Origin of the sequence: Micromonospora sp. CCTCC AA 2012012 (assembly GCF_040499845.1) — a bacterium.
GTDB classification, from domain to species: Bacteria; Actinomycetota; Actinomycetes; order Mycobacteriales; family Micromonosporaceae; genus Micromonospora; species Micromonospora mangrovi.
This window is the reverse complement of record NZ_CP159342.1, coordinates 1,877,842-1,898,135: the sequence shown is the minus strand read 5'-3', so window position 1 is coordinate 1,898,135 and position 20,294 is coordinate 1,877,842. Positions and strand designations below refer to the sequence as shown.

Sequence of the window (20,294 nt, the reverse complement as noted above, 5' to 3'; positions counted from 1 at the left end):
GCCCGCGCCGACCCTGAAGCGGGCGAGGAGGCGAGATGAGCTTCACCGACAAGGCGAAGAACAAGGCCCAGGAGCTGACCGGCGCCGCCAAGGAACGCATCGGCGACATGACCGACAACGAGCGGATGCGGGGCGAGGGCGCCAGCGAGCGGAGCACCGCGCAGGCCCGGCAGGCGGGGGAGCACGTCAAGGAGGCCGGCCGGGACGTCAAGGACGCCTTCGAGAAGTGATCCGTTGTCGGCGGGGTCCCGGACCGGTCCGGGACCCCGCCGACACGCTGAACGGCGGTCGGCGGTGGATAGGGTCGCCTGATGACCGTCGCCCGTTCGCTGGTGCTGTTCGTGCTGGCCGCCCTGGCCGAGATCGGTGGGGCCTGGCTGGTCTGGCAGGGCTTCCGGGAGCACCGGGGGCTGTGGTGGATCGCCGGGGGAGTGCTGGCGCTGGGCGCGTACGGCTTCGTGGCGACCTTTCAGCCGGACCCGAACTTCGGCCGGATCCTGGCGGCCTACGGGGGTGTCTTCGTGGCCGGGTCGTTGGCGTGGGGTGTGCTGGTGGACGGCTTCCGCCCGGACCGCTGGGACGTGGTGGGTGCCGCGGTCTGCCTGCTCGGCGTCGCGGTGATCATGTACGCCCCCCGCAGTGGCTGACCTCTTCGCACCTAGTGTCCTAGGACGCATTAGCGGGTATGGCGCGAGTCGCGGAAGTCGCGGAACAAACCAATGAGGAATCGGCCTGAAGGCCGATACAGCAAACAACCGGACAAGCGACACCGGTTGAGCGCCGATCGCGGCGGAGCGGGCCGTCGGCAGGCCGCGGAAGAAGCTGCCCGGGTACGGCGACGGCCCTCCGCCCGGACGGGGCGGAGGGCCGTTGGAGCGAGGAGCGGAGGGCCCTGGTTCGGGCGGTTCTCCGTGCTCGATGGGGGATCAGTCGTCGCGGTGCGCGGCCCACCACTGCTGACCGGCCTCGGGCAGCGTGTCGATCGGGTCGTAGTAGGCGTACCGCTTGTTGAGCGCCTCCAGGTCGGCCGACTCGATGGAGGTGCGGTAGTTCTTGGTCCAGTACGAGATGCCGCGCTCGCGGTCGTACTCGGTGAGCATGTGCACCCAGCGCTTGCCGACGAAGGGGACGTCGCAGACGATCCGCGGCGTGGCGTAGCCGGGCAGGTAGCCCATGATGTCGTGCTGGAGCTGCTGGGCGTGCCAGACGGGGACCCGCCAGTGCTCGGCGTTGGGGATCATGTCGCACATGTAGAAGTAGTACGGCAGGATGCCCGCCTCGCCCTGCAGCGCGAAGCACAGGTCGAGCAGGTCCTCGCTGGTGGCGTTCACGCCGCGCATGAGGACGCCCTGGTTGCGGACGTCGCGGACGCCCACGTCGAGGGCGGTCTGGGCGGCCTTGGCGACCAGCGGGGTGATCGACTGGGCGTGGTTGACGTGGGTGTGGATCGCCAGGTTGACGCCGCGTCGGGCGGCGGTGCGGGCGACCCGCTCCAGGCCCTCGACCACGTCGCCCTGCAGCCAGTGCTGGGGCAGGCCCATCAGGGCCTTGGTGGCGAGCCGGATGTCGCGGACGGTCTCCAGTTCGAGCAGCCGCATCAGGTAGGACTCGAGGTTCTTCCACGGCACGTTGGCCACGTCGCCGCCGGAGACGACGACGTCACGGACGCCGGGGTGGGCCTTGAGGTAGGCGATGTGGGCGTCGTAGCGGTCGACGGGCTTGAGGGTGAGCTTGAGCTTGTCGACGGCGGGGGTGGAGTTGCCGACGAGGTCCATCCGGGTGCAGTGCCCGCAGTACTGCGGGCAGGTGGAGAGCAGCTCGGCGAGGACCTTGGTGGGGTAGCGGTGGGTGAGCCCCTCGGCCACCCACATGTCGTGCTCGTGGAGCGAGTCGCGGCTGGCGTACGGGTGCGACGGCCAGTCGGTGCGCCGGTCGGAGGCGACCGGGATCATGTAGCGCCGGATCGGGTCGGCGAGGAACGCCTCGGTGGTCATCGACGCGAACGGCACCATCGTGTTGATCATCTGCGGTGGCACGAGCATCGACATGGTGGCCAGGGCCTTCTGGTCGGCCTCGAGGTCGGCGTAGAAGGTCTCGTCGACGGTGTCGCCGAGGACGGTGCGCAGCTGCTTGATGTTCTTGACGCAGTTGACCCGCTGCCACTGGGCGTTCTCCCACTGCTCGCGGGTGACGTGGCGCCAGCCGGGGAAGCGGGTCCAGTCGGGTTCGACCAGGGGGCTGCGGCGGTATTCGTAGGGCTGTCCGGCGGTGGGGACCGCGACCGGCGACGGGCGGGGCGCTGGGATGGTCTCCACCGGTTGGGTCTGGGTCACGGCCTTCTCCTCGGATGGTGCGATTGATCAGCGGCCCGAAGGCTACTGGAAAATATCCGGCGAAGAAATTAGTCTGCCGGAAGTTTTCCCGTTACGCGAGCCCTGGCCGGGGCTTCGAGCGGCTGGACAGGGGGAGGTCGGCGTGACGTCACCGGTGGGTCTGCACCGCGTCGTGGAACCGGCGGGGGTGCTGCCGCAGGCGGCCTGGCGGTTGGACGCCCGCCCGGAGATCGCCGCGAACGAGGTGCGGATCCGGGTGGAGCGGCTGAACCTGGACGCGGCGAGTTTCCGGCAGTTGTCGGAGAAGCACGGCGGGGACGGCGAGAAGGTCCGCGCCGAGGTGCTGGACATCGTCTCCACCCGGGGCAAGATGCAGAACCCGGTGACCGGGTCGGGCGGCATGCTGATCGGCACGGTCGAGGAGGCGGGCCGGCGGTCCCCGTTGGGGCTGCGGGTCGGTGACCGGGTGGCGACGCTGGTGTCGCTGACGCTGACGCCGCTGACGATCCTCGACGGGTTGGCCCGTTGGGACGGGCGTAGCGAGCAGGTGCCGTGCGACGGGTACGCGATCCTGTTCGCCCGGTCGATCGCGGCGGTGCTGCCGGCGGACCTGCACCCGGAGTTGTCGCTGGCGGTGCTGGACGTGTGCGGTGCGCCGGCGTTGACGGCGCGGGTGGTGGCCGAGCACGTGGCGCGGCGGGAGCGGGCGGGTGACCCGCGGCCGGTGACGGTGGCGGTGATCGGTGGGGCCGGTAAGAGCGGTTCGTTGTCCCTCGCGGCGGCGCGGCGGGCGGGTGCGGGTCGTACGGTCGGGGTGGTGCCGGTGGCGGCGGAGCGGGACGCGCTGGAGCGGGCCGGGCTGGCCTCGGGCGTCGCGTTGGCGGACGCCCGGGATCCGGTGGCGCTCTCCACGACGGTGACGACGGTGCTGGGGACGCCGGCGGACGTGACGGTGGTGTGCGTGGACGTGCCGGGCTGTGAGCACGGTGCGGTGCTGGCCACGGCGGACGGCGGCACGGTGATCTTCTTCTCGATGGCGACGAGCTTCGCGGCGGCGGCGTTGGGTGCGGAGGGCCTGGCGGCGGACGTGACGATGCTGGTGGGCAACGGGTATGTGCCGGGGCACGCGGAGCTGGCGTTGGAGTTGTTGCGGGCCGAGCCGGGGGTGCGTGGTCTCTTCGAATCCCGGTTGGCGGCAGACTGAGTGCCATGACGAACCCCTCGACGTTGTACCGCGGCGGAGTGCTGCACTGTCCGGCCGATCCCACCGCGACGGCGCTGCTGGTCTCCGGTGGTCGGATCTCCTGGTTGGGTGCGGACGCGGAGGCGCCGGCCGCGGACCGGGTGGTGGACCTGGGTGGGGCGCTGGTGACGCCGGCGTTCGTGGACGCGCACGTGCACGCCACCGACACCGGGTTGGTGTTGTCGGGGCTGGACCTGTCGCGGGTGCGGTCGGCGGGGGAGTTGCTGGACGCGGTGTCGGCGTTCGCGGCGGGGCTGCCGGGTGACGCGGTGGTGCTGGGGCACGGTTGGGACGAGTCGAACTGGGTGGACGGGCGGCTGCCGGACGCGGGGGAGCTGGATCGGGCCGCGTCCGGTCGGCGGGTGTACCTGTCGCAGGCGTCGATCCATTCGGCGTTGGTGTCGGGGGCGTTGCTGGCGGCGTGTCCGGAGGCGGCGGCCGCGCCGGGGTACGACGCGTCGGGCTGGTTGCGGCGGGACGCGCACCATGTGGTGCGGGCGGCGGCGCAGGGGTCGGTGACGCGGGCGCAGCGGGTGGCGGCGCAGCGGGTGGCGTTGGCGCACGCGGCGTCGTTGGGGATCGCGGCGGTGCACGAGTGTGGCGGGCCGGAGATCTCCGACGAGGAGGACTTCACGGGGTTGTTGGGCATTTCCGGTGCGGGGGTGCCGGAGGTGTACGGCTACTGGGGTGAGTTGTCGGGTGCGGCGCGGGCCCGGGAGCTGGGTGCGGTGGGTGCGGGTGGTGACCTGTTCGCGGATGGGGCGTTGGGGTCGCGGACGGCGCACGTGTCGCAGGCGTACCGGGATGGGGATTCCTGCGGGCACGGTTACCTGTCGGCGGAGCAGGTGCGTGATCATCTGTTGGACTGTGCGGCGCACGGGATGCAGGGCGGTTTCCACGCGATCGGGGACGCGGCGATCTCCACGGTGCTGGCGGGGTTCGCGGCGGCGGCGGAGAAGCTGGGGGTGGATCGGTTGCGGGCGGCCCGGCACCGGGTGGAGCACGCGGAGATCATGAACAAGCGGATGATCGCGGGGTTCGTGGAGTTCGGGATCGTGGCGAGCATGCAGCCGGCGTTCGACCGGTTGTGGGGTGGCGCGGGTCGGATGTACGAGTCGCGGTTGGGGTTGTCCCGGTCGTTGGAGTCGAACCCGATGGGGGCGATGCACGGGGTCGGGGTGGCGTTGGCGTTCGGGTCGGATTCGCCGGTGACGCCGTTGGATCCGTGGGGTTCGGTGCGGGCGGCGGCGGCGCATCACAACCCGTCGCAGCGGATGAGTGTGCGGGCGGCGTTCGCGGCGCACACCCGGGGTGGGTGGCGGGCGGTGCACCTGGACAACGAGGGTGTGTTGGCGTTGGGGGCGCCGGCGACGTTCGCGGTGTGGTCCACGCCGGCGGGGGTGGATCGGGGGTTGCCGGTGTTGCAGGCCGCTGATCCGGAGTTGCGGGGTGCGGACGATCCGACGCCGTTGCCGGTGTGTCGGGCCACGGTGCTGCGCGGTGAGGTCATCTATGAGGAAGGCGTTTCGTGACAGGGAAGCTTGACCTGGATCCGGTGCTGGTGGCGCGGGCGCGGGAGTTGGCGCGGCGGGCGGGGCAGCCGGTGGTGGATCTGGCGCGCAGCCACACGACGGTGTCGGTGGAGCGGGCGGTGCTGCGGTTGGCGGGGGTGACGGGTGCGGACCCGGACGGCATTCCGTGGGTGAACCGGCTCGTCGACGCGGTGGTCGCGGACGTGGGTCTGGGGCACGGGGTGGCGGCGCCGGTGTTCGACGCCCTGGTCCGGGAGGACATCGCGGATGTGACGTTGCTGGCGCAGAAGGCCGCGGCCGGGTCGGTGCGGTTCATCCAGCCCACCGGTAGGGCCGCGACGGCGGCGCGGCGGGCGGCCCGCAAGGCGGTGGGCGCCGGGGTGCGGCAGGTGGATCGGCGCCGGGTCGAGCGGGACCGGCTGGTGAAGCGGTACGGGGATCCGAAGCAGCGGCCGTGGATCTATCTGATCGTGGCGACTGGGGACATCTACGAGGACATTCCGCAGGCGCAGGCGGCGGCGCGGGCGGGTGCGGATGTCATCGCGGTGATCCGGTCGACGGGTCAGTCGCTGTTGGACTATGTGCCGGAGGGTGCGACCCGGGAGGGGTTCGCCGGCACGTACGCGACGCAGGAGAACTTCCGGCTGATGCGGGCGGCGTTGGACTCCTCGTCGCGGGAGTTGGGGCGGTACGTGCGGCTGACGAACTACGCGTCGGGTCTGTGCATGCCGGAGATGGCGACGCTGGCCGGCCTGGAGCGGCTGGACATGATGCTGAACGACTCGATGTACGGGATCCTGTTCCGGGACATCAACCCGATCCGGACGTTCGTGGACCAGCGGTTCTCGCGGCAGGTGCACGCGCGGGCGGGGATCATCATCAACACCGGTGAGGACAACTACCTGACCACTGCGGACGCGGTGGATGAGGCGCACACGGTGACGGTGTCGCAGCTGCTGAACGAGTTCTTCGCGCATGAGGCGGGGTTGGCGGACTGGCAGTTGGGTCTGGGGCACGCGTTCGAGATCAATCCGGATGTGCCGGAGTCGTTCCGGTTGGAGTTGGCGCACGCGTTGTTGGCGCGGGAGTTGTTCCCGGACGCGCCGTTGAAGTGGATGCCGCCGACGAAGCACATGACGGGTGACGTGTTCCGGGGGAACCTGCTGGACGGGTTCTTCAACCTGGTGGGCACGATGACCGGGCAGGGCATTCTGCTGGTGGGGATGATGACGGAGGCGGTGGTGACGCCGTGGTTGTCGGACCGGGACATCGCCTTGCAGAACGTGCGGTACGTGTTGAGTGCCGCGGGTGGGTTGCACGAGGATTTCGTGCCGGCGTCGGGTGGGTTCATCCAGCAGCGCGCGAACCGGGTCCTGGGTGAGGCGGTGGATCTGCTGGAGCGGATCGGGGATCAGTCGTTGTTGACGGCGATCGCCGAGGGCACGTTCGGGATCATGAAGCGGCCGGCGGACCGGGGCAAGGGTCTCGACGGTGTGGCGCGGCACGAGGCGGACTACTACAACCCCGCGTCGGAGCTGCTCGAGGAGGGACTGACCCGATGAGCAGCGAGGAGCGCAGCGCCGTGCACGGGCATCCGGTGGAGTCGGGTGACCGGCGCATCGTGCGTCCGTACGGGGACACCAGCGGCGACGGGATGGTGCAGGTCAGTTTCACCCTGCCGGTGCCGCACGACAAGCGGGCCGAGGGTGCGGCGATCCAGCTCGCCAACAAGATGGGCATCGACCCGGCGATGCTGGTGCACGCCAAGCCGATGAGTGACGCGTTCACGTTCTTCGTGGTGTACGGGCGGGTCAACCATCTGGTGGACATGTCGAAGGTGCACGTGGTGGAGCGGGACTTTCCGCTGCTGTCGGCCAAGGAGGTCAACGCGGTGGTGAAGCAGAAGTTGCGGCGGAAGTTGTCGGTGGTGGGGGCGTGCATCGGCACGGACGCGCACACGGTGGGGATCGACGCGATCCTGAACGTGAAGGGCATCGCGGGGGAGAAGGGCCTGGAGTACTACCGGGAGTTGAAGGTCACCAACCTGGGGGCGCAGGTCAGCGTTCCGGAGTTGGTGGAGGCGGCCCGGGTGGAGAAGGCCGACGCGGTGCTGGTGTCGCAGGTGGTGACGCAGCGGGACGCGCATCTGCACAACACGCGGGAGATGTCGGCGGCGTTCCGGGAGGCGATGCCGGCGGGGAAGCGGCCGCTGCTGATCGTGGGTGGGCCCCGGTTCGACGAGACGATGACCGGCGAGTTGGGCGTGGACCGGATCTTCGGTCGGGGCACCACGCCCGGTGAGGTCGCCAGTTACCTGGTTCACGCGTTGATTACGGACAGGAAGGCCAAGCGATGAGCGATTCCCGGGTCGGGTTGACCGTGGTGCACCGCCGGTATGTGCCGTACTCGCACGCCCACTACGCGGGGAACCTGGTCGACGGGGCGTACGCGATGGGGTTGTTCGGGGATGTGGCGACGGAGGTGTGTATCCGTACCGACGGTGACGAGGGGTTGTTCGCGTCGTACGCGGATGTGCAGTTCCGGGCGCCGATGAAGGCGGGTGACGTGCTGGAGGTGACGGCGACGGTGACCCGGGTGGGCACCCGCAGCCGCACCATCGACTTCGCGGCGCGGGTGGTGTGTCGGGGCCGCCCGGACCGGGGTGAGTCGGCGGCGGAGGTGCTGGCGGAGCCGATCGTGGCGGTGACCGCGACGGGCACGGTGGTCGTGCCGCCGGCGGCGTGAACGTCGCGGTCTGCGCGGACGTCGGGTCCACGTACACGAAGGCGGCGGTGGTGGACCTCGACGCGGGCGCGCTGGTCGCGGCGGCGTCGGCGCCCACCACCGTGGGCTCGGATGTGCTGCACGGCCTGGACGCCGCGGTGGGCGCGGCGACCGCCGGTCTCGGGGTCCGCGACGTTCCCTGGTACGTGTGTTCGTCGGCCGGTGGTGGGTTGCGGTTGGCGGTGATCGGCTACGAGCCTCTGGTCACGGCGCAGGCCGGCCGGCGGGTGGGGTTGTCGGCGGGCGCGAACGTGGTGCACGTGGCGGCGGGGCGGCTCGGTGCGGCGGATCTGACGGCGCTGCGCGGTGCCCGTCCCGACGTGGTGCTGCTGGTCGGCGGCACCGACGGCGGGGACGCGGAGACGTTGACGCACAACGCGACGCGGTTGGCGAGGGCCCGCTGGCGGGTGCCGGTGGTCCTGGCGGGCAACGCCGACGTGCGCGCCGAGCTGGGTGGCGTGCTGGCCGGTGCGGGGGTGCCGGTGACGGTGGCCGACAACGTGCTGCCGCGCATCGGGGTGTTGGCGCCGGCGTCGGCGCGGGCGGCGATCCGGGAGGTGTTCCTGCGGCACGTGATCGGCGGGAAGCGGCTGTCGCGGGGTGGCCGGTTCGCGCGGCTGGTGCGGGCCGCGACGCCGGACGCGGTGCTGACCGGGGTGGAGGTCCTCGCGGACGCCGTCGGCGGGGACCTGGCGGTGGTGGACGTGGGGGGCGCGACCACCGACGTGTACTCGGTGCTCACCCCGGACGAGCGGGCCACCGGTCCGGGTCGGGAGGTCGCCGGCACGTTGTGGCGGGCGCGGACCGTCGAGGGGGACCTGGGCATGCGGTGGAGCGCGCCCGGGGTGGTGCGGGCCGCCGCGGAGGAACGTCTGCTGGCCGCCGGTGAGGAGGGTGACCTGGCGGCCGCGGCGGCGGTGCGGGCGGCCGATCCGGGGTTCCTGCCCGGCGGTGCCGCCGACCGGGCGGTCGACGCGCGGATCGCGGCGCTGGCGGCGACGGTGGCGTTGCGGCGGCACGCGCGGGGCGCGGCGACCGGGGAACGGGCCGGTCGGGACCTGCGGGACGTGCGGCTGCTGGTGGGTTCGGGTGGGGTGTTGCGGCACGCGGTGCCCGCCGACGCGGCGGGGGTGCTGGGTGCGGTGCTGACCGACCACGCCGGTGGGTGGCCGCTGCCGAGGGCGGCGCGGCCCGTCGTCGACGTGGACTACGTGCTGGCCGCCGGTGGGCTGCTCGCCGGGGAGCATCCGGGTGCGGCGCGGGCGTTGCTGCGCCGTCACCTGGACCGGTGAGCGCACCGACGGTCAGCTCATCGAGACGCGCCGACGCGACACGCCGTGGCGCAACACACGACAGGCCGGGGTGGGTTGACAGCGGGCGGGGTGCAGCACGTACCGTCTTTGAGTCCTACCACGGGAAGTGGCTGTTGTTCGCTTCGTCCCTTCGTCCGCTGGCCGAGCGACCTTCATAGTCGCGGCGGCCAGGTCCAGCGGGCGGGGGTCGGCGGGGCGGCGCGAACCGGCCGCGGTTACCGGTGTACGGGCAGGGTGAAAGGCACGGCCAGTAGACAACGGCCAGGCGGGGGCAGCCAGTCCACGTCGGGTCGGTCCGAAGGTCGGCGCCGTTCACTCTCGCCCCACCGGCCGGGAAGGGCCTGGGAGCATCGGGGCGCGGCTCACGCCGCGCCCCGATTTCGTTCCGCACCAGGTCAGGGGCGCCAGGATTCCAGCAGGTCGGCCAGCAGTCGCGGCTGGCTCATGGCGAGCAGGTGCCCGCCGGGCAGCACGGCGGGCTCGACGCCCAACCGTTCGCGGGCCAGACGGCGCTGGAACTCCAGCGGGAAGAGCCGGTCGTCGCGGCCGGAGACCACCCGGGTCGGCACGTCCGGCCACCGGCGCAGCGGGTTCGGTCGGGTGAACACCGACTCGGACTCCGACGCCCGGTCACCGGCCAGCAACGGCGCGGCCACCTCGTCGGGCACGTCGTGCAGGAAGTCCACCGCCAGGTCCACCGGGGCGTCGGGGTCGCGGCCCTGCGCGGCGGCGTACGCGGCGCGGGCCGGGCCGTGGCCGGTGGCGTCCCCCCACTCGCCGGGGGTCTCGCCGGGGGCGGGGATCATCGGGTTGAGCAGCACCAGCAGCCGCACCGCCGGATGGTCGGCCACCAGCGGCGCGGTGAACGCCCCGAGCGACTGGGCGACCAGCACCACGTCGTCGTGGCCGTCGACGGCGGCGCGGACGACGGCGGCGTATTCCGGCAGGGCGGATTCCTCGTCGGCGGCCGGCAGCTGCACCGGCACCGCGTCGTGGCCGCGTCGGCACAGCTCGGCCACCAGGGGCTGCCAGAACGCGGCGTCGCCGCCGGCTCCCGGGATCAGCACGTAGGTCGTTGCCATGCCCACCACCCTGCCCACCGGGTACGACAATCCGGCCGGTCGGGCGGCGGGACCACGACGACGCCCGACGCGCCGCCGGTCCGGCTGGTGCTGGACCGCTCCGCGCTGCTGGCGTACCTGGCGGGATCGGTGCACGTGGGTGAGCCGCTGCACGAGGTGATCGCCGACAGGGTCCGGTTCGGGGTGACCGCCGTGACCGCCGCGGAGACCCTCGCCGTCGTGGACGACCCCAAGGACCGGGCGGCGCTGGGCCGACTCCTCGGTCTGGACGCGTGCGCCGTGCTGCCGACGGCCGCCGCGTCCTGGCAGGAACTGGCGTACTGGCGGGGCTTCACCGGCCGGGTGGACCTGGCGACCACGGTGCTGGCCTGCCTGGAGCACGACGCCCCGATCCTGACCGGGGAACCGCGCTACGGCGACGGGGACCTGCCGGTGATCCACCTGCCCGACTAGGGAGCGTCACGGGCAGGGCCGGAACATCGGACGCGAAGGGCCCGGGCCGGCCACCACAGCGACGCCGGGCGGGCCGGAACGGGTAGCCTTCGGCGCGTGATCGTGGTGAGGTGCCGGTGACGACGCTCGACCGGGAAGAGACGCAGGCCACCGACGGGGCCCGCGACGCGGGCACGCCCCGTCCCCTGCCGTTGACGGTGGCCGTGCCGCTGGCCGTGGTGGCCGGGCTGGCGCTGCTGGCGGCGTTCCCCCCGTACGGGGTGTGGCCGCTCGCGCCGGTCGGCGTGGCGCTGCTGGCCGCGGCCGTCCACCGGCGGCGGCTGCGCGCCGGCGCCGGGCTGGGCTTCCTGGCCGGCGTGACGCTCTTCGCGCCGCTGCTGGAGTGGACCAACCTGCACACCGGCTACCTGCCGTGGGTGCTGCTGTCGCTGCTGCAGGCCGGCTACCTGGCGCTGCTCGGCGCGGCCACCGCCTGGGTGTCGCCGCTGGTCGACCGGCACCGGGCGGCGTGGCCGGCGGTGACCGGGGTGCTGTGGGTCGGGCAGGAGGCGCTGCGTGACCGCACCCCGTTCGGCGGGTTCCCGTGGGGTCGGCTGGCGTTCAGCCAGGACACCTCGCCGCTGCTGCGGCTCGCCGCGCTCGGCGGCGCGCCGCTGGTCACCTTCGCGGTGGCGCTGACCGGCGGGCTGCTGGTCACCCTCGGCTGGCGGCGCTGGCGGCCGACGCGGGCGTGGCGGCCCGTGGCGGGGGCGGTCGCCGCGCTCGTCGCCGTCCTCGCCGTCGGCCTGGCCGTGCCGGCCGGGGTCCGCGGCGGCGGCGACACCGTCACCGTCGCGATCGTGCAGGGCAACGTGCCCCGCCTCGGGCTGGACTTCAACGCCCAGCGGCAGGCCGTGCTCAACAACCACGTCGACGCCACCCTCCGCCTCGCCGCGCAGGTCACCGCCGGCGCGCAGCGCCGCCCCGACCTGGTGGTGTGGCCGGAGAACTCCAGCGACATCGACCCGCTGCGCAACCCGGGCGCCGGCTACCGGATCTCCCAGGCCGCCGACGTGATCGGCGCGCCGATCCTGGTCGGCGCGGTGCTGCTCGGCCCCGGCCAGGGACAGGTCCGCAACGCCGGCCTGCTGTGGCGGCCCGGCAGCGGCCCCGACCTGGGGCAGTTGTACACCAAACGGCATCCCGTCCCGTTCGCCGAGTACGTGCCGCTGCGGGACATCGCCCGCAAGGTCAGCGCCGAGGTGGACCGGGTCCGCTCCGACTTCGTGCCCGGCACCACCCCGGGCGTGCTGGACACCGGGCCGGCCACCGTCGGCGACGTCATCTGCTTCGAGGTCGCCTACGACGGCCTGGTCCGCGACACCGTCACCGGCGGGGCGCAGCTGCTGGTGGTGCAGACCAACAACGCCACCTTCGACGTCGCCGAGGCCCGGCAGCAGTTGGCCATGGTGCGGCTGCGGGCCGTGGAGCACGGCCGGGCGGCGCTGATGGCCTCCACGGTCGGGGTGTCCGGGTTCGTTACCCCCGACGGGCGGGTATCCGGGGCCACCGGATTCAACACCGCCGAGGTGGTGGTCCGGCAGATGCGGCTCGGGGACGGGCATACCCCCGCCACCCGGGCCGGGGTGTGGCCCGAGGTGGCCCTGGCGGCGCTCGCCGTCGCGGCCCTGGCCGGCGCGGCGGTGCTGCGTCGCCGCCGGGAGGTCACCCCCGGCTGAGCAGCGACGCCGGCGGAAGGCGGGACAGTGGTGAGCCAGGCAGCCGACAGGACGACCGTCGGCGGGGTGGGACGCGTCGTCGTGGTCGTGCCGACCTACAACGAGGCCGACAACGTCAGCGGGATCGTGGCGCGGGTGCGGGCCGCCGCGCCGGCGGTGGACGTCCTGATCGCCGACGACAACAGCCCCGACGGCACCGGCGCGGTCGCCGACGCCCTCGCCCGCACCGACGAGCGGGTGCACGTGCTGCACCGGCCCGGCAAGGAGGGCCTCGGCGCGGCGTACCTGGCGGGGTTCGCGTGGGCGCGGCAGCGCGGCTACGACGCGGTGGTAGAGATGGACGCCGACGGGTCGCACGCCCCGGAGGACCTGCCGGCGCTGCTGGCCGCCGCCCGCGACGCCGACGTGGTGATCGGGTCGCGGTGGACGCGGGGCGCGCGGGTGGTGAACTGGCCGCTGCGGCGGCTGCTGCTGTCGCGCGGCGGCAACCTGTACGCGCGGCTGGCGCTGGGCATGCCCGTCTCCGACGCCACCGGCGGCTACCGGGTGTACCGGTCGACGGTGCTGGACGCGATCGACCTGGCGTCGGTCCGGTCGCAGGGCTACTCGTTCCAGGTGGAGCTGTCCCGGCTGGCGCACCGGGCCGGGGTGCGGATCGTGGAGGTGCCGATCACGTTCGCCGAGCGGGAACACGGCGACAGCAAGATGAGCCCGCTGATCGTGGCGGAGGCGCTGTGGCGGATCACCACGTGGGCGGTGCAGGACCGGCGGGCGGCGGTGCGGCGGCCCCGACGGTCGGGCCGGTGGCCCTGAGCGCGGACGTGTCATGCTGGAGGAGCGGGTTGACTCCCACGGCAGATGAGGTGAGATGCGCCGAGTACTGAGGTTCGTGCCGCCGGCCCTGCTGCTGCTCGCGGTGCTGGAGCTGGCGGTGTTCGTCCTGGTGGGGCGGGGGATCGGTTACGGCGCGGCGGTGCTGTTGATGTTCGCGGCGTCGCTGCTGGGGTTGGTGCTGCTGCGCCGCGAGGGGATGCGCGCGTGGCGGGGTTTCCGGGCCGCGCTGGAGTCCCGGCAACCGCCGGGACGGCAGGTGACCGACGGTCTGGTGGGCCTGGTGGGTGCCCTGCTGCTGGCGTTGCCGGGCCTGGTCAGCGGGCTGGTGGGGTTGTTGCTGCTGGTGCCGCCGGTGCGCCGGCTGGCCCGCTCCGGGGTGCAGCGTGCCGCGGAGCGGCGGGTGTCGTCGATGACCGCCGGTGACCTGTTCGGGCCCCGCCGGGTGCGGGTGCGGCGCGGTGACCCGCAGCCCACGACCGCCCCGACGGCCACGCCGGTCACCGACCCGGGCCGCGCCATCGAGGGCGAGATCGTCGAGCCCGGCCGCCCCTGAGACCACACGACGGCGCCCCCGGGACGGGATCCCGGGGGCGCTGTCGTGTTCGCTGATCAGGCGCGACCGCGCCGGGTGCGGACCTCCTGCAGCCGCTCGGCCAGGATGTCCTCCAGCTCGGCGATGGAGCGCCGCTCCAGCAGCATGTCCCAGTGGGTACGCGGCGGCTTGGCCTTCTTCTGCTCCGGCTCACTGCCGTCGACCAGCCGGGCGACGCTGCCGTCGAACTTGCACTCCCAGGTCGTGGGGACCTCGGCGTCGACGGCGAACGGCACCTCGAACTGGTGGCCCTTGGCGCACAGGTACTCGCGGGTCTGCCGCGGTGCGAGCTCGGTGTTGCGGTCGGATTCGTAGCTCACCGCGCCCAGGCGGCTTCCGCGCAGCATACGCTCGCCCATGATCGACTTCCCCTCGTCCGTGGTGCTGGTCTACTCGTGTAACGGTCCGTCCCCGCCGGGCCATTCCCGCCCACGCCGGCGGGCCGGCGCACGGGCGGATCCTGACAAGGGTAGCCGCCCAGCGCAGCCACCCGGCGAGGTCGTCCCCGGCCGGGTCGAAACGGTGGAGTGTTTCGCCTGTTATCGGGGATGTTAGCCCCCGACGCCGGCCGCCGTCGGCGGCCGACCCCGGGGGATGGTAGCCGCCGCACGTGTGCCGGAGGTGACGATGACCAGTGACGCGCCGGTCGACGCCCGACCGCCCGGCGGGAAGACCTTCTTCGGTCACCCGCGCGCCCTGTCGACCCTGTTCCTCACCGAGATGTGGGAACGGTTCAGCTTCTACGGCATGCGGGCGATCCTGGTGCTGTACCTCACCGCGTCGGTCGCCGACGACGGCCTCGCCATCCGCGAGTCCACCGCCAACGCCGTCTACGGCACGTACAACGCGATGGTCTATCTGATGGCGCTGCCCGGCGGGTGGATCGCCGACCGGCTGATCGGGGCCCGGCGCAGCGTGCTGTGGGGTGGGGTGGTCATCGCCGCCGGCCACTACGTGATGGCGGTGCCCGCCCGGTGGAGCGTCTTCGCCGGCATGGCCCTGATCGTGCTCGGCACCGGCCTGCTCAAACCCAACATCTCCACCATGGTCGGCGCCCTCTACGACCGGGACTCCCCGCGCCGCGACGCCGGGTTCTCGCTGTTCTACATGGGCATCAACCTGGGGGCGTTCATCGCCCCGCTGGTCACCGGCTTCCTCGGCGAGAAGATCAACTGGCATCTGGGGTTCGGGGCCGCCGCGATCGGCATGACCTTCGGCGTGCTCCAGTACGTCCTGGGCCGGCGCAACCTCGGCGACGCCGGAGCGCTGCCGGCCGACCCGCTGCTCGGCGCGGACCGGCGCCGGGCGCTGACCCGCATCGGCGTCACCGTCGCCGTGGCGGTGCTGGTGCTGGCCGGGCTCGCCCTGGCCGGGCTGTTCACCGTCAACACCGTGGTCAACCTGCTCACCGCGGTCACCGTCCTGGTGACCATCGGATACTTCGCCCGGATCCTCACCGACCGGGAGATCAGCGACACCGAACGTTCCCGGATGAAGGCGTACCTGTGGCTGTTCGTCTTCGCGGCGGCGTTCTGGCTGATCTACGACCAGGCCGGGTCGGTGCTGAACATCTTCGCCGCCGACCGGACCGACCGGGACGTGTTCGGCTTCACCTTCCCGGCGTCGTGGCTCCAGTCGGTCAACCCGATCCTGGTGATCATCGGCGCGCCGCTGGCCGCGCTGCTGTGGCTGAAGCTGGGCCACCGGGTGTCCACACCGATGAAGTTCGCCGTCGGGCTGGTCCTCAACGGCCTGTCGTTCGTGCTGATGGCCGCCGCCGCGAAGGCCGCCGTCGGCGGCGACCTGGTCTCCCCGTGGTGGCTGGTCGCCGTGTACGCCATCCAGGTCGCCGGTGAGCTGTCGCTCAGCCCGGTCGGGCTCTCCGCCACCACCAAGCTCGCCCCGGTCAAGTACGCCAGCCAGATGATGGGCCTGTGGTTCCTCGCCACCGCCGTCGGTGACGCGATCGGTGGGCAGGTGGCCCGCCTCGCCGAGACCTGGCCCGAGCCGACGTACTTCCTCACCTTCGGTCTCGCGTCGGTGCTGCTGGGGCTGGGCGCGGTGATGTTCGCCCGACACATCCGGCGGCTGATGGCCGGCATCCACTGAGTGCGTTCAGGCCGCCGGGGTCGGTGGCAGCGGCAACGGCAGACCCGGCAGGCCGTCGATGCTGCTGGCCACGTGGTCCTTGCCCGCGAAGTAGGCGCTCAGCGACGCGTCGTCCTCCCGGGCGAAGCGGCGCCCGTGCAGGTCCCGGTCGGCGTCGTAGGTCATCAGCGGCACCGCGTAGCCGCAGGTGTCCCGGATCAGCTCGGCGCGCACCACGATGATCGCCCGCAGGCCGTGCGCGGAGGCGTCGATGTCCGGGAAGAGCCGGACCAGGTCCGTCCAGCGGGGGTCGTCGCGGAACACCGGCTCGCCCCGCCCGTGCACCCGGACGATGTTCGGCGGGCCGGTGAAGGCGCACCACATCAGCGTGATCCGGCCGTTCTCCCGCAGGTGGGCGATCGTCTCGGCGTTGCTGCCGGCGAAGTCCAGGTAGGCGACGGTCAGGTCGTCGACCACCGCGAAGGAGCCGCGCAGCCCCTTCGGGGACAGGTTGATCGTGCCGTCGCCGGCCAGCGGCGCGGTCGCGGTGAAGAAGAGCGGCTGCTCCTCGATGAAGGTGCGCAGCCGGCCGTCGAGGCGTTCGTATGTCTTTCCCACACCCGCATGATGGCCGTCGCGGGGCACGCGGCGCTGCCCCGTTCCCACCCTTCGGCTCAGGCCGGTGGGCGGGTGGCGCCGGCCGAGCCGAGCCGGGCCAGGGCGCTGGCCAGGTCGCTGACCTGGTCGGCGAGCTGCGCCGAGCGGCGCTGGGCGACCTCCCGGTCGGCTTCGGCGGCGTGCAGCCGTACCGTCAGCTCGGCGAGCCGGGCCTCGGCGGACGCGGCGGCGTCCCGCGCGGCCGTCAGGTCGGCGGCCAGGCTGTCCCGCTCGCCGGTCAGCGCGACGAGCCGACGCCCGGTCTCCTCGGCGGCCTCCCGGGCGGTGGTCTCCGCGCGGTCCCGGGCCGTCTCGGCGTCACGGCGCGCCCGGTCCGCGTCGGCGGCCTCCGCCCGCGCCCGGTCGGCGTCGGCGCGGGCCTGCTCGGCCTCCGCGCGGGCCCGGTCGGCGTCGGCGCGGGCCTGGCGGGCCTGGTCGCGGGACTGCTCGGCGCGCTGCACGGCCTCGCCGGCCGAGCGCAGCGCCCGCTCCGCGTCGGTCCGGGCGGCGTCCCGTTCGGCGGTCAGGTCCGCCGCCCGGCGACGGTCGGCGTCCAGTTCCGCCCGGAGGGTACGCACCTCGTGCCGCGCGCCGTCGCGGTCCCGTTCGGCCTGCACCCGCAGCGCCTGCGCGGCGCTGGCCTCCCGACGGGCCTCGTCCCGGGCCGCCTCGGCCTGCTCCGCGCGCTGCGCGGCGGCGGTGGCCTGCGCGTCGGCGCGTGTCGCCCGCTCGTGGGCGGTGTCCCGGTCGGCGGTGGCGGCGCGGGTCTCCTGCCGGGCCCGCGCCACGGTCGCCGCCGCGTCCTCGGCGTCGCGGCGCGCGTCGTCGCGTTCGGTGTGCGCGGCGGCCACCTGCGCGGCCGCCTCGGCGCGCAGCTGCGCCAGCTGCCGCTCCACCCCGGCGGGGGAGAGCTCGGCGTGCAGCGCCTCGCTGAGGGTGTCCACGATCTGGTCGAGCCGGTCCACCGCCTCCCAGGTGCGGGCGACCTGACCGGGCAGGCCGGGAGCGTTACGGTGCCGCATCCGCGAGTTGCGGGACGCCCGCTGGCAGGCGCCGTCGTTGTCCCGGCAGTAGCGGAACGGCCGGCCCGCGCCGACGCGTTGCGGCACCTCCCGACCACAGTGGGCGCAGGGGCGGGTGTCGGTGGCGGGGGTGGGCTCGGCGTCCATCGAGGGCGAAGTCTAGTGGCGGGGCGCCGGCCGGGTACGGCGACACCGGCGGGCCGGCCGGTAGGGTGCCGGGATGGCCCTGTCCCCGTACATCGCCCGGATGCGCGCCCGGATCGGACCCGAGCTGCTCCTGCTGCCCGGCGTGAGCGGCATCGTGCGCGACGACGCCGGACGGCTGCTGCTGGTCCGGCGCAGCGACAACGGCCGCTGGTCGCTGCCCGCCGGCGTGGTCGACCCCGGCGAACAGCCCGCGGACGCGCTGCTGCGGGAGATCCACGAGGAGACCGGCGTGCAGGCGACGATCGAGCGGGTCGGCGGGGTCGCCACCCATCCGGTCGTCTATCCCAACGGTGACGTCTGCGAATACCTCAACGTGTGGTTCCGCTGCCGCGCCGTCGGCGGCACCCCCACCGCGGACGGTGACGAGTCCCTCGAGGTCGGCTGGTTCGCCCCGGACGACCTGCCCGCCCTGGACGACTGGGCGCGGCTGCGGATCGACACCACCGCCGACGCGGACGCCCCCACCTGGTACGCCCGGCCCGGCGAACGGCACCCGGCGCTGGGCCAGCCCGACGCCCTCTGAACCCGCACCACACAGGGGATCGCCACCACAGCCGGGACGGGCGACACTGACAGGATGTCGATCGTGCTGACGGCCGCCCCCACCTCCACCGCGCCCGGGCTGCTGCTGCGCCCCTGGCGGGACGAGGACGTCGAGGAGCTGCTCGCGGCGTACCGGGATCCGGTGCTGCGCCGCTTCACCCGGCGCCCGGTGGACACCACCGCCGACGCGGCGGCGTTCCTGCGCCGCAGCCGGCAGGGCTGGGCGGCCGGCCGCCGGTTCAGCTTCGCGGTCCTCGAACCCGGGCCCGACGGGGAGCGGCTGGTCGCCCAGGTGCTGCTGAAGGAGTTCCTGCCGGGCCGGGGGCACGCCGAGCTGGGCTACTGGACGGCCGCGTCGGCGCGGGGGCGTGGGGTGGCGTCCCGTGCCACGGTGGCGGTCACCGAGTGGGCCTTCGCCCGGTTCGCCGCCGCCGGCCTGACCCGGCTGGAACTGCTGCACCAGGTGGACAACCCGGCGTCCTGCCGGGTCGCCGAGAAGAGCGGGTACGCCTTCCAGGAGGTGCTGCCCGCCCGACCGCCGTTCCCCCGCGACGGGCACCGGCACGTGCGCCGGCACCGCTAAACCCCGGTCACCACCCGGCCAGGAACAGCACCGCCGCCGCGATCAGCCCCGCCTCGACCAGCAGCACGAAGAGCCGGTCGCTGAGCCGGCCGACGATCCGCCGGCCCACCCACGCCCCGGCGAGGGTGGCCGGGGTCAACGCCGCGCCGAGCAGCACCACGTCCCGGGTGACCAGGCCGCCGGCGGCGTAGCCGACGGTCTTCGCCACGTGCAGGGTCAGCGCGCCGGCCGCCTCGGTGCCCACGTACGCGGCCCGGGTCAGCCCGTACGCCAGGAAGAACGGCGCGGTCAGCGGGCCGACGGAGCCGAGCAGCGCCGAACCGATCCCGGACGCCGCGCCGACCGCGACGAAGGTCCGGCCCGTCGGGCGACGGGGGCGCCGGCCCCCGTGCCGCCAGGCCACCACCGCGAGCAGGAACACCCCGAGCAGGCGTTTCAGCGCGGCGAGGGGAGCGTGCGCGAGCAGCAGCGCCCCGGCCACGGCGAACGGCACCGCCCCGAGGGCGAACCGGCCGGCCAGGTCACCACGCAACTCCCGCCGGTTCAGCCAGACCCGGGCACCGTTGCTGGACAGTTGGGCCAGGGTCAGCACCGGCACCGCCACCCGCAGCCCGAACAGCGCGGTGAAGACCGGCAGCAGCAGCACCCCACCGCCGAAGCCGGTCACCGCCGAGAGCGCCGCCAGGACGAACGCCGCCGCCGACGCGGCCAGCAGGGCGCCCACCGTCGGGTCAGCGGTCGACCGCGCCGCCGCGGGTGGCCGGCCCGCCGACCGCCGGACCACCATCGGTGGCCGGGGCGGGGCCGGTGCCCGGGTCGCCGTCGACCGCCGGGGCGCGGTCGGTGGCGGGGCCGAGCAGGCGCAGCAGCAGCCGCGGCTCACCGGGCCAGGCGGCCAGCAGCACCTCCCGGGGGACCTGCCGGCCCGCGTAGCGCAGCGCCAGGGCCACCACCACGATGTCGTCCAGCGGCCCGATCACCGGCAGGAACTCCGGGATCAGATCGATCGGGCTGGCCAGCCAGAGCCCGGCGAAGACGATGACGACCTTCGCCCGGCGCGGCACCCGGGGGTCGCGGCGCAGCCGCCGGACGGCGGTGAGGCAGTCGGGAATGAAGGCGGCCAGGTCCCGCAGGATGCCCGGGGGCAGCCGCCGCGCCAGCAGCACCAGCAGCCCCCAGCTGGCGAGCAGGCAGGCCACCGCCACACCCAGGCCGATCAGCCAGTCGCGCACGCCGCCGGTCCTTCCCGTCCACCGGTACGAGGGCCGACCGGTCGGCGGCCCACCTGGAATGTACGCCGACACCCCGCC

The 20,294-nt window shown here is 73.7% G+C and carries 22 protein-coding genes; 15 read left to right on the top strand and 7 right to left on the bottom strand.

Annotated elements, in window-relative coordinates:
- Window positions 1-35: 35 nt before the first annotated feature.
- Window positions 36-230, top strand: a complete 195-nt coding sequence (locus ABUL08_RS08725) for a CsbD family protein (RefSeq protein WP_350936276.1) — start codon at window positions 36-38, stop codon at window positions 228-230.
- A gap of 81 nt (window positions 231-311) precedes the next feature.
- Window positions 312-647, top strand: coding sequence for a YnfA family protein (locus ABUL08_RS08720; protein ID WP_350936273.1), 336 nt, complete (start codon window positions 312-314; stop codon window positions 645-647).
- A gap of 279 nt (window positions 648-926) precedes the next feature.
- Here ABUL08_RS08720 and ABUL08_RS08715 read toward each other — a convergent pair whose 3' ends face one another.
- Window positions 927-2,333, bottom strand: a complete 1,407-nt coding sequence (locus tag ABUL08_RS08715; protein WP_350936271.1) for a KamA family radical SAM protein — start codon at window positions 2,331-2,333, stop codon at window positions 927-929.
- Window positions 2,334-2,475: 142 nt separating this feature from the next.
- On the opposite strand from ABUL08_RS08715, the gene kdd reads away from it, so the two are divergent.
- Genes kdd through ABUL08_RS08685 form a run of 6 tightly spaced genes read left to right on the top strand, consistent with a single transcriptional unit; the run spans window position 2,476 to window position 9,184 of the window.
- Window positions 2,476-3,537: an L-erythro-3,5-diaminohexanoate dehydrogenase gene (gene kdd, locus ABUL08_RS08710; RefSeq protein ID WP_449288912.1), complete on the top strand. Its 1,062-nt coding sequence runs from the start codon at window positions 2,476-2,478 to the stop codon at window positions 3,535-3,537.
- 5 nt (window positions 3,538-3,542) lie between these two features.
- On the top strand, window positions 3,543-5,108 hold the full coding sequence (locus ABUL08_RS08705; protein ID WP_350936269.1) for an amidohydrolase: 1,566 nt from the start codon (window positions 3,543-3,545) through the stop codon (window positions 5,106-5,108).
- Window positions 5,105-6,670, top strand: a complete 1,566-nt coding sequence (gene kamD / locus ABUL08_RS08700) for a lysine 5,6-aminomutase subunit alpha (RefSeq protein WP_350936267.1) — start codon at window positions 5,105-5,107, stop codon at window positions 6,668-6,670. The genes ABUL08_RS08705 and kamD overlap by 4 nt, the downstream gene beginning before the upstream one ends.
- Window positions 6,667-7,464 (top strand): lysine 5,6-aminomutase subunit beta, encoded by a 798-nt coding sequence (gene kamE, locus ABUL08_RS08695; protein WP_350936264.1) that lies wholly within the window; start codon window positions 6,667-6,669, stop codon window positions 7,462-7,464. Before kamD ends, kamE begins: the two co-directional genes overlap by 4 nt.
- Window positions 7,461-7,853 (top strand): 3-aminobutyryl-CoA ammonia lyase, encoded by a 393-nt coding sequence (gene kal / locus ABUL08_RS08690; RefSeq protein WP_350936262.1) that lies wholly within the window; start codon window positions 7,461-7,463, stop codon window positions 7,851-7,853. The genes kamE and kal overlap by 4 nt, the downstream gene beginning before the upstream one ends.
- Window positions 7,850-9,184: a glutamate mutase L gene (locus ABUL08_RS08685; protein ID WP_350936261.1), complete on the top strand. Its 1,335-nt coding sequence runs from the start codon at window positions 7,850-7,852 to the stop codon at window positions 9,182-9,184. Before kal ends, ABUL08_RS08685 begins: the two co-directional genes overlap by 4 nt.
- A gap of 416 nt (window positions 9,185-9,600) precedes the next feature.
- Here the strand turns inward: ABUL08_RS08685 and ABUL08_RS08680 are convergent, their stop codons facing one another.
- Window positions 9,601-10,287, bottom strand: coding sequence for an alpha/beta fold hydrolase (locus tag ABUL08_RS08680; RefSeq protein ID WP_350936259.1), 687 nt, complete (start codon window positions 10,285-10,287; stop codon window positions 9,601-9,603).
- An 87-nt stretch (window positions 10,288-10,374) separates the two neighbouring features.
- On the opposite strand from ABUL08_RS08680, the gene ABUL08_RS08675 reads away from it, so the two are divergent.
- The 4 genes from ABUL08_RS08675 (at window position 10,375) to ABUL08_RS08660 (ending at window position 13,845) form a co-directional block, all read left to right on the top strand.
- Window positions 10,375-10,740: a PIN domain-containing protein gene (locus ABUL08_RS08675; protein ID WP_350936257.1), complete on the top strand. Its 366-nt coding sequence runs from the start codon at window positions 10,375-10,377 to the stop codon at window positions 10,738-10,740.
- 116 nt (window positions 10,741-10,856) lie between these two features.
- Window positions 10,857-12,458 (top strand): apolipoprotein N-acyltransferase, encoded by a 1,602-nt coding sequence (gene lnt / locus ABUL08_RS08670; protein ID WP_350936256.1) that lies wholly within the window; start codon window positions 10,857-10,859, stop codon window positions 12,456-12,458.
- 30 nt (window positions 12,459-12,488) lie between these two features.
- Window positions 12,489-13,271 carry a polyprenol monophosphomannose synthase gene (locus ABUL08_RS08665; RefSeq protein WP_350936254.1) on the top strand — a complete coding sequence of 261 codons (783 nt, stop codon included), beginning with the start codon at window positions 12,489-12,491 and terminating at the stop codon, window positions 13,269-13,271.
- A gap of 55 nt (window positions 13,272-13,326) precedes the next feature.
- Entirely contained in the window at window positions 13,327-13,845 is a 519-nt protein-coding gene (locus ABUL08_RS08660; protein WP_350936252.1) for an FxsA family protein, read from the top strand.
- Window positions 13,846-13,901: 56 nt separating this feature from the next.
- Here ABUL08_RS08660 and ABUL08_RS08655 read toward each other — a convergent pair whose 3' ends face one another.
- A complete protein-coding gene (locus ABUL08_RS08655; protein ID WP_046564157.1) occupies window positions 13,902-14,243 on the bottom strand; it encodes an RNA polymerase-binding protein RbpA in 342 nt (113 codons plus the stop codon).
- Between the two features lie 268 nt (window positions 14,244-14,511).
- Here ABUL08_RS08655 and ABUL08_RS08650 point away from each other — a divergent pair, with 268 nt between their 5' ends.
- The gene (locus tag ABUL08_RS08650; protein WP_350936250.1) at window positions 14,512-15,993 is read left to right on the top strand and encodes a peptide MFS transporter; all 1,482 of its coding nucleotides are present in this window, start codon (window positions 14,512-14,514) and stop codon (window positions 15,991-15,993) included.
- A 6-nt stretch (window positions 15,994-15,999) separates the two neighbouring features.
- Here the strand turns inward: ABUL08_RS08650 and ABUL08_RS08645 are convergent, their stop codons facing one another.
- Together ABUL08_RS08645 and ABUL08_RS08640 are read right to left on the bottom strand one after the other, a co-directional pair.
- Window positions 16,000-16,590, bottom strand: a complete 591-nt coding sequence (locus ABUL08_RS08645) for a pyridoxamine 5'-phosphate oxidase family protein (protein ID WP_350936247.1) — start codon at window positions 16,588-16,590, stop codon at window positions 16,000-16,002.
- Between the two features lie 56 nt (window positions 16,591-16,646).
- On the bottom strand, window positions 16,647-17,798 hold the full coding sequence (locus ABUL08_RS08640; RefSeq protein WP_350936245.1) for a coiled-coil domain-containing protein: 1,152 nt from the start codon (window positions 17,796-17,798) through the stop codon (window positions 16,647-16,649).
- Window positions 17,799-17,871: 73 nt separating this feature from the next.
- Here ABUL08_RS08640 and ABUL08_RS08635 point away from each other — a divergent pair, with 73 nt between their 5' ends.
- Window positions 17,872-18,381, top strand: a complete 510-nt coding sequence (locus ABUL08_RS08635) for an NUDIX hydrolase (protein WP_350936244.1) — start codon at window positions 17,872-17,874, stop codon at window positions 18,379-18,381.
- Between the two features lie 54 nt (window positions 18,382-18,435).
- A complete protein-coding gene (locus ABUL08_RS08630; protein WP_350936242.1) occupies window positions 18,436-18,984 on the top strand; it encodes a GNAT family N-acetyltransferase in 549 nt (182 codons plus the stop codon).
- A gap of 7 nt (window positions 18,985-18,991) precedes the next feature.
- On the opposite strand, the gene ABUL08_RS08625 is transcribed toward ABUL08_RS08630, so the two are convergent.
- Together ABUL08_RS08625 and ABUL08_RS08620 are read right to left on the bottom strand one after the other, a co-directional pair.
- Window positions 18,992-19,708 (bottom strand): sulfite exporter TauE/SafE family protein, encoded by a 717-nt coding sequence (locus ABUL08_RS08625; protein ID WP_350936239.1) that lies wholly within the window; start codon window positions 19,706-19,708, stop codon window positions 18,992-18,994.
- A gap of 7 nt (window positions 19,709-19,715) precedes the next feature.
- On the bottom strand, window positions 19,716-20,216 hold the full coding sequence (locus tag ABUL08_RS08620) for a YkvA family protein (RefSeq protein WP_350936238.1): 501 nt from the start codon (window positions 20,214-20,216) through the stop codon (window positions 19,716-19,718).
- Window positions 20,217-20,294 lie beyond the last annotated feature (78 nt).

What these genes read in the sequence shown, in the direction of transcription:
- ABUL08_RS08660 (WP_350936252.1), top strand. Translation starts at nt 13,327, where the DNA reads ATGCGCCGAGTACTGAGGTTCGTGCCGCCGGCCCTGCTGCTGCTCGCG.
- ABUL08_RS08650 (WP_350936250.1), top strand. Translation starts at nt 14,512, where the DNA reads ATGACCAGTGACGCGCCGGTCGACGCCCGACCGCCCGGCGGGAAGACC.
- kal (WP_350936262.1), top strand. Translation starts at nt 7,461, where the DNA reads ATGAGCGATTCCCGGGTCGGGTTGACCGTGGTGCACCGCCGGTATGTG.
- ABUL08_RS08630 (WP_350936242.1), top strand. Translation starts at nt 18,436, where the DNA reads ATGTCGATCGTGCTGACGGCCGCCCCCACCTCCACCGCGCCCGGGCTG.
- ABUL08_RS08725 (WP_350936276.1), top strand. Translation starts at nt 36, where the DNA reads ATGAGCTTCACCGACAAGGCGAAGAACAAGGCCCAGGAGCTGACCGGC.
- ABUL08_RS08705 (WP_350936269.1), top strand. Translation starts at nt 3,543, where the DNA reads ATGACGAACCCCTCGACGTTGTACCGCGGCGGAGTGCTGCACTGTCCG.
- ABUL08_RS08635 (WP_350936244.1), top strand. Translation starts at nt 17,872, where the DNA reads ATGGCCCTGTCCCCGTACATCGCCCGGATGCGCGCCCGGATCGGACCC.
- ABUL08_RS08655 (WP_046564157.1), bottom strand. Translation starts at nt 14,243, where the DNA reads ATGGGCGAGCGTATGCTGCGCGGAAGCCGCCTGGGCGCGGTGAGCTAC.
- kamE (WP_350936264.1), top strand. Translation starts at nt 6,667, where the DNA reads ATGAGCAGCGAGGAGCGCAGCGCCGTGCACGGGCATCCGGTGGAGTCG.
- ABUL08_RS08680 (WP_350936259.1), bottom strand. Translation starts at nt 10,287, where the DNA reads ATGGCAACGACCTACGTGCTGATCCCGGGAGCCGGCGGCGACGCCGCG.
- ABUL08_RS08640 (WP_350936245.1), bottom strand. Translation starts at nt 17,798, where the DNA reads ATGGACGCCGAGCCCACCCCCGCCACCGACACCCGCCCCTGCGCCCAC.
- ABUL08_RS08720 (WP_350936273.1), top strand. Translation starts at nt 312, where the DNA reads ATGACCGTCGCCCGTTCGCTGGTGCTGTTCGTGCTGGCCGCCCTGGCC.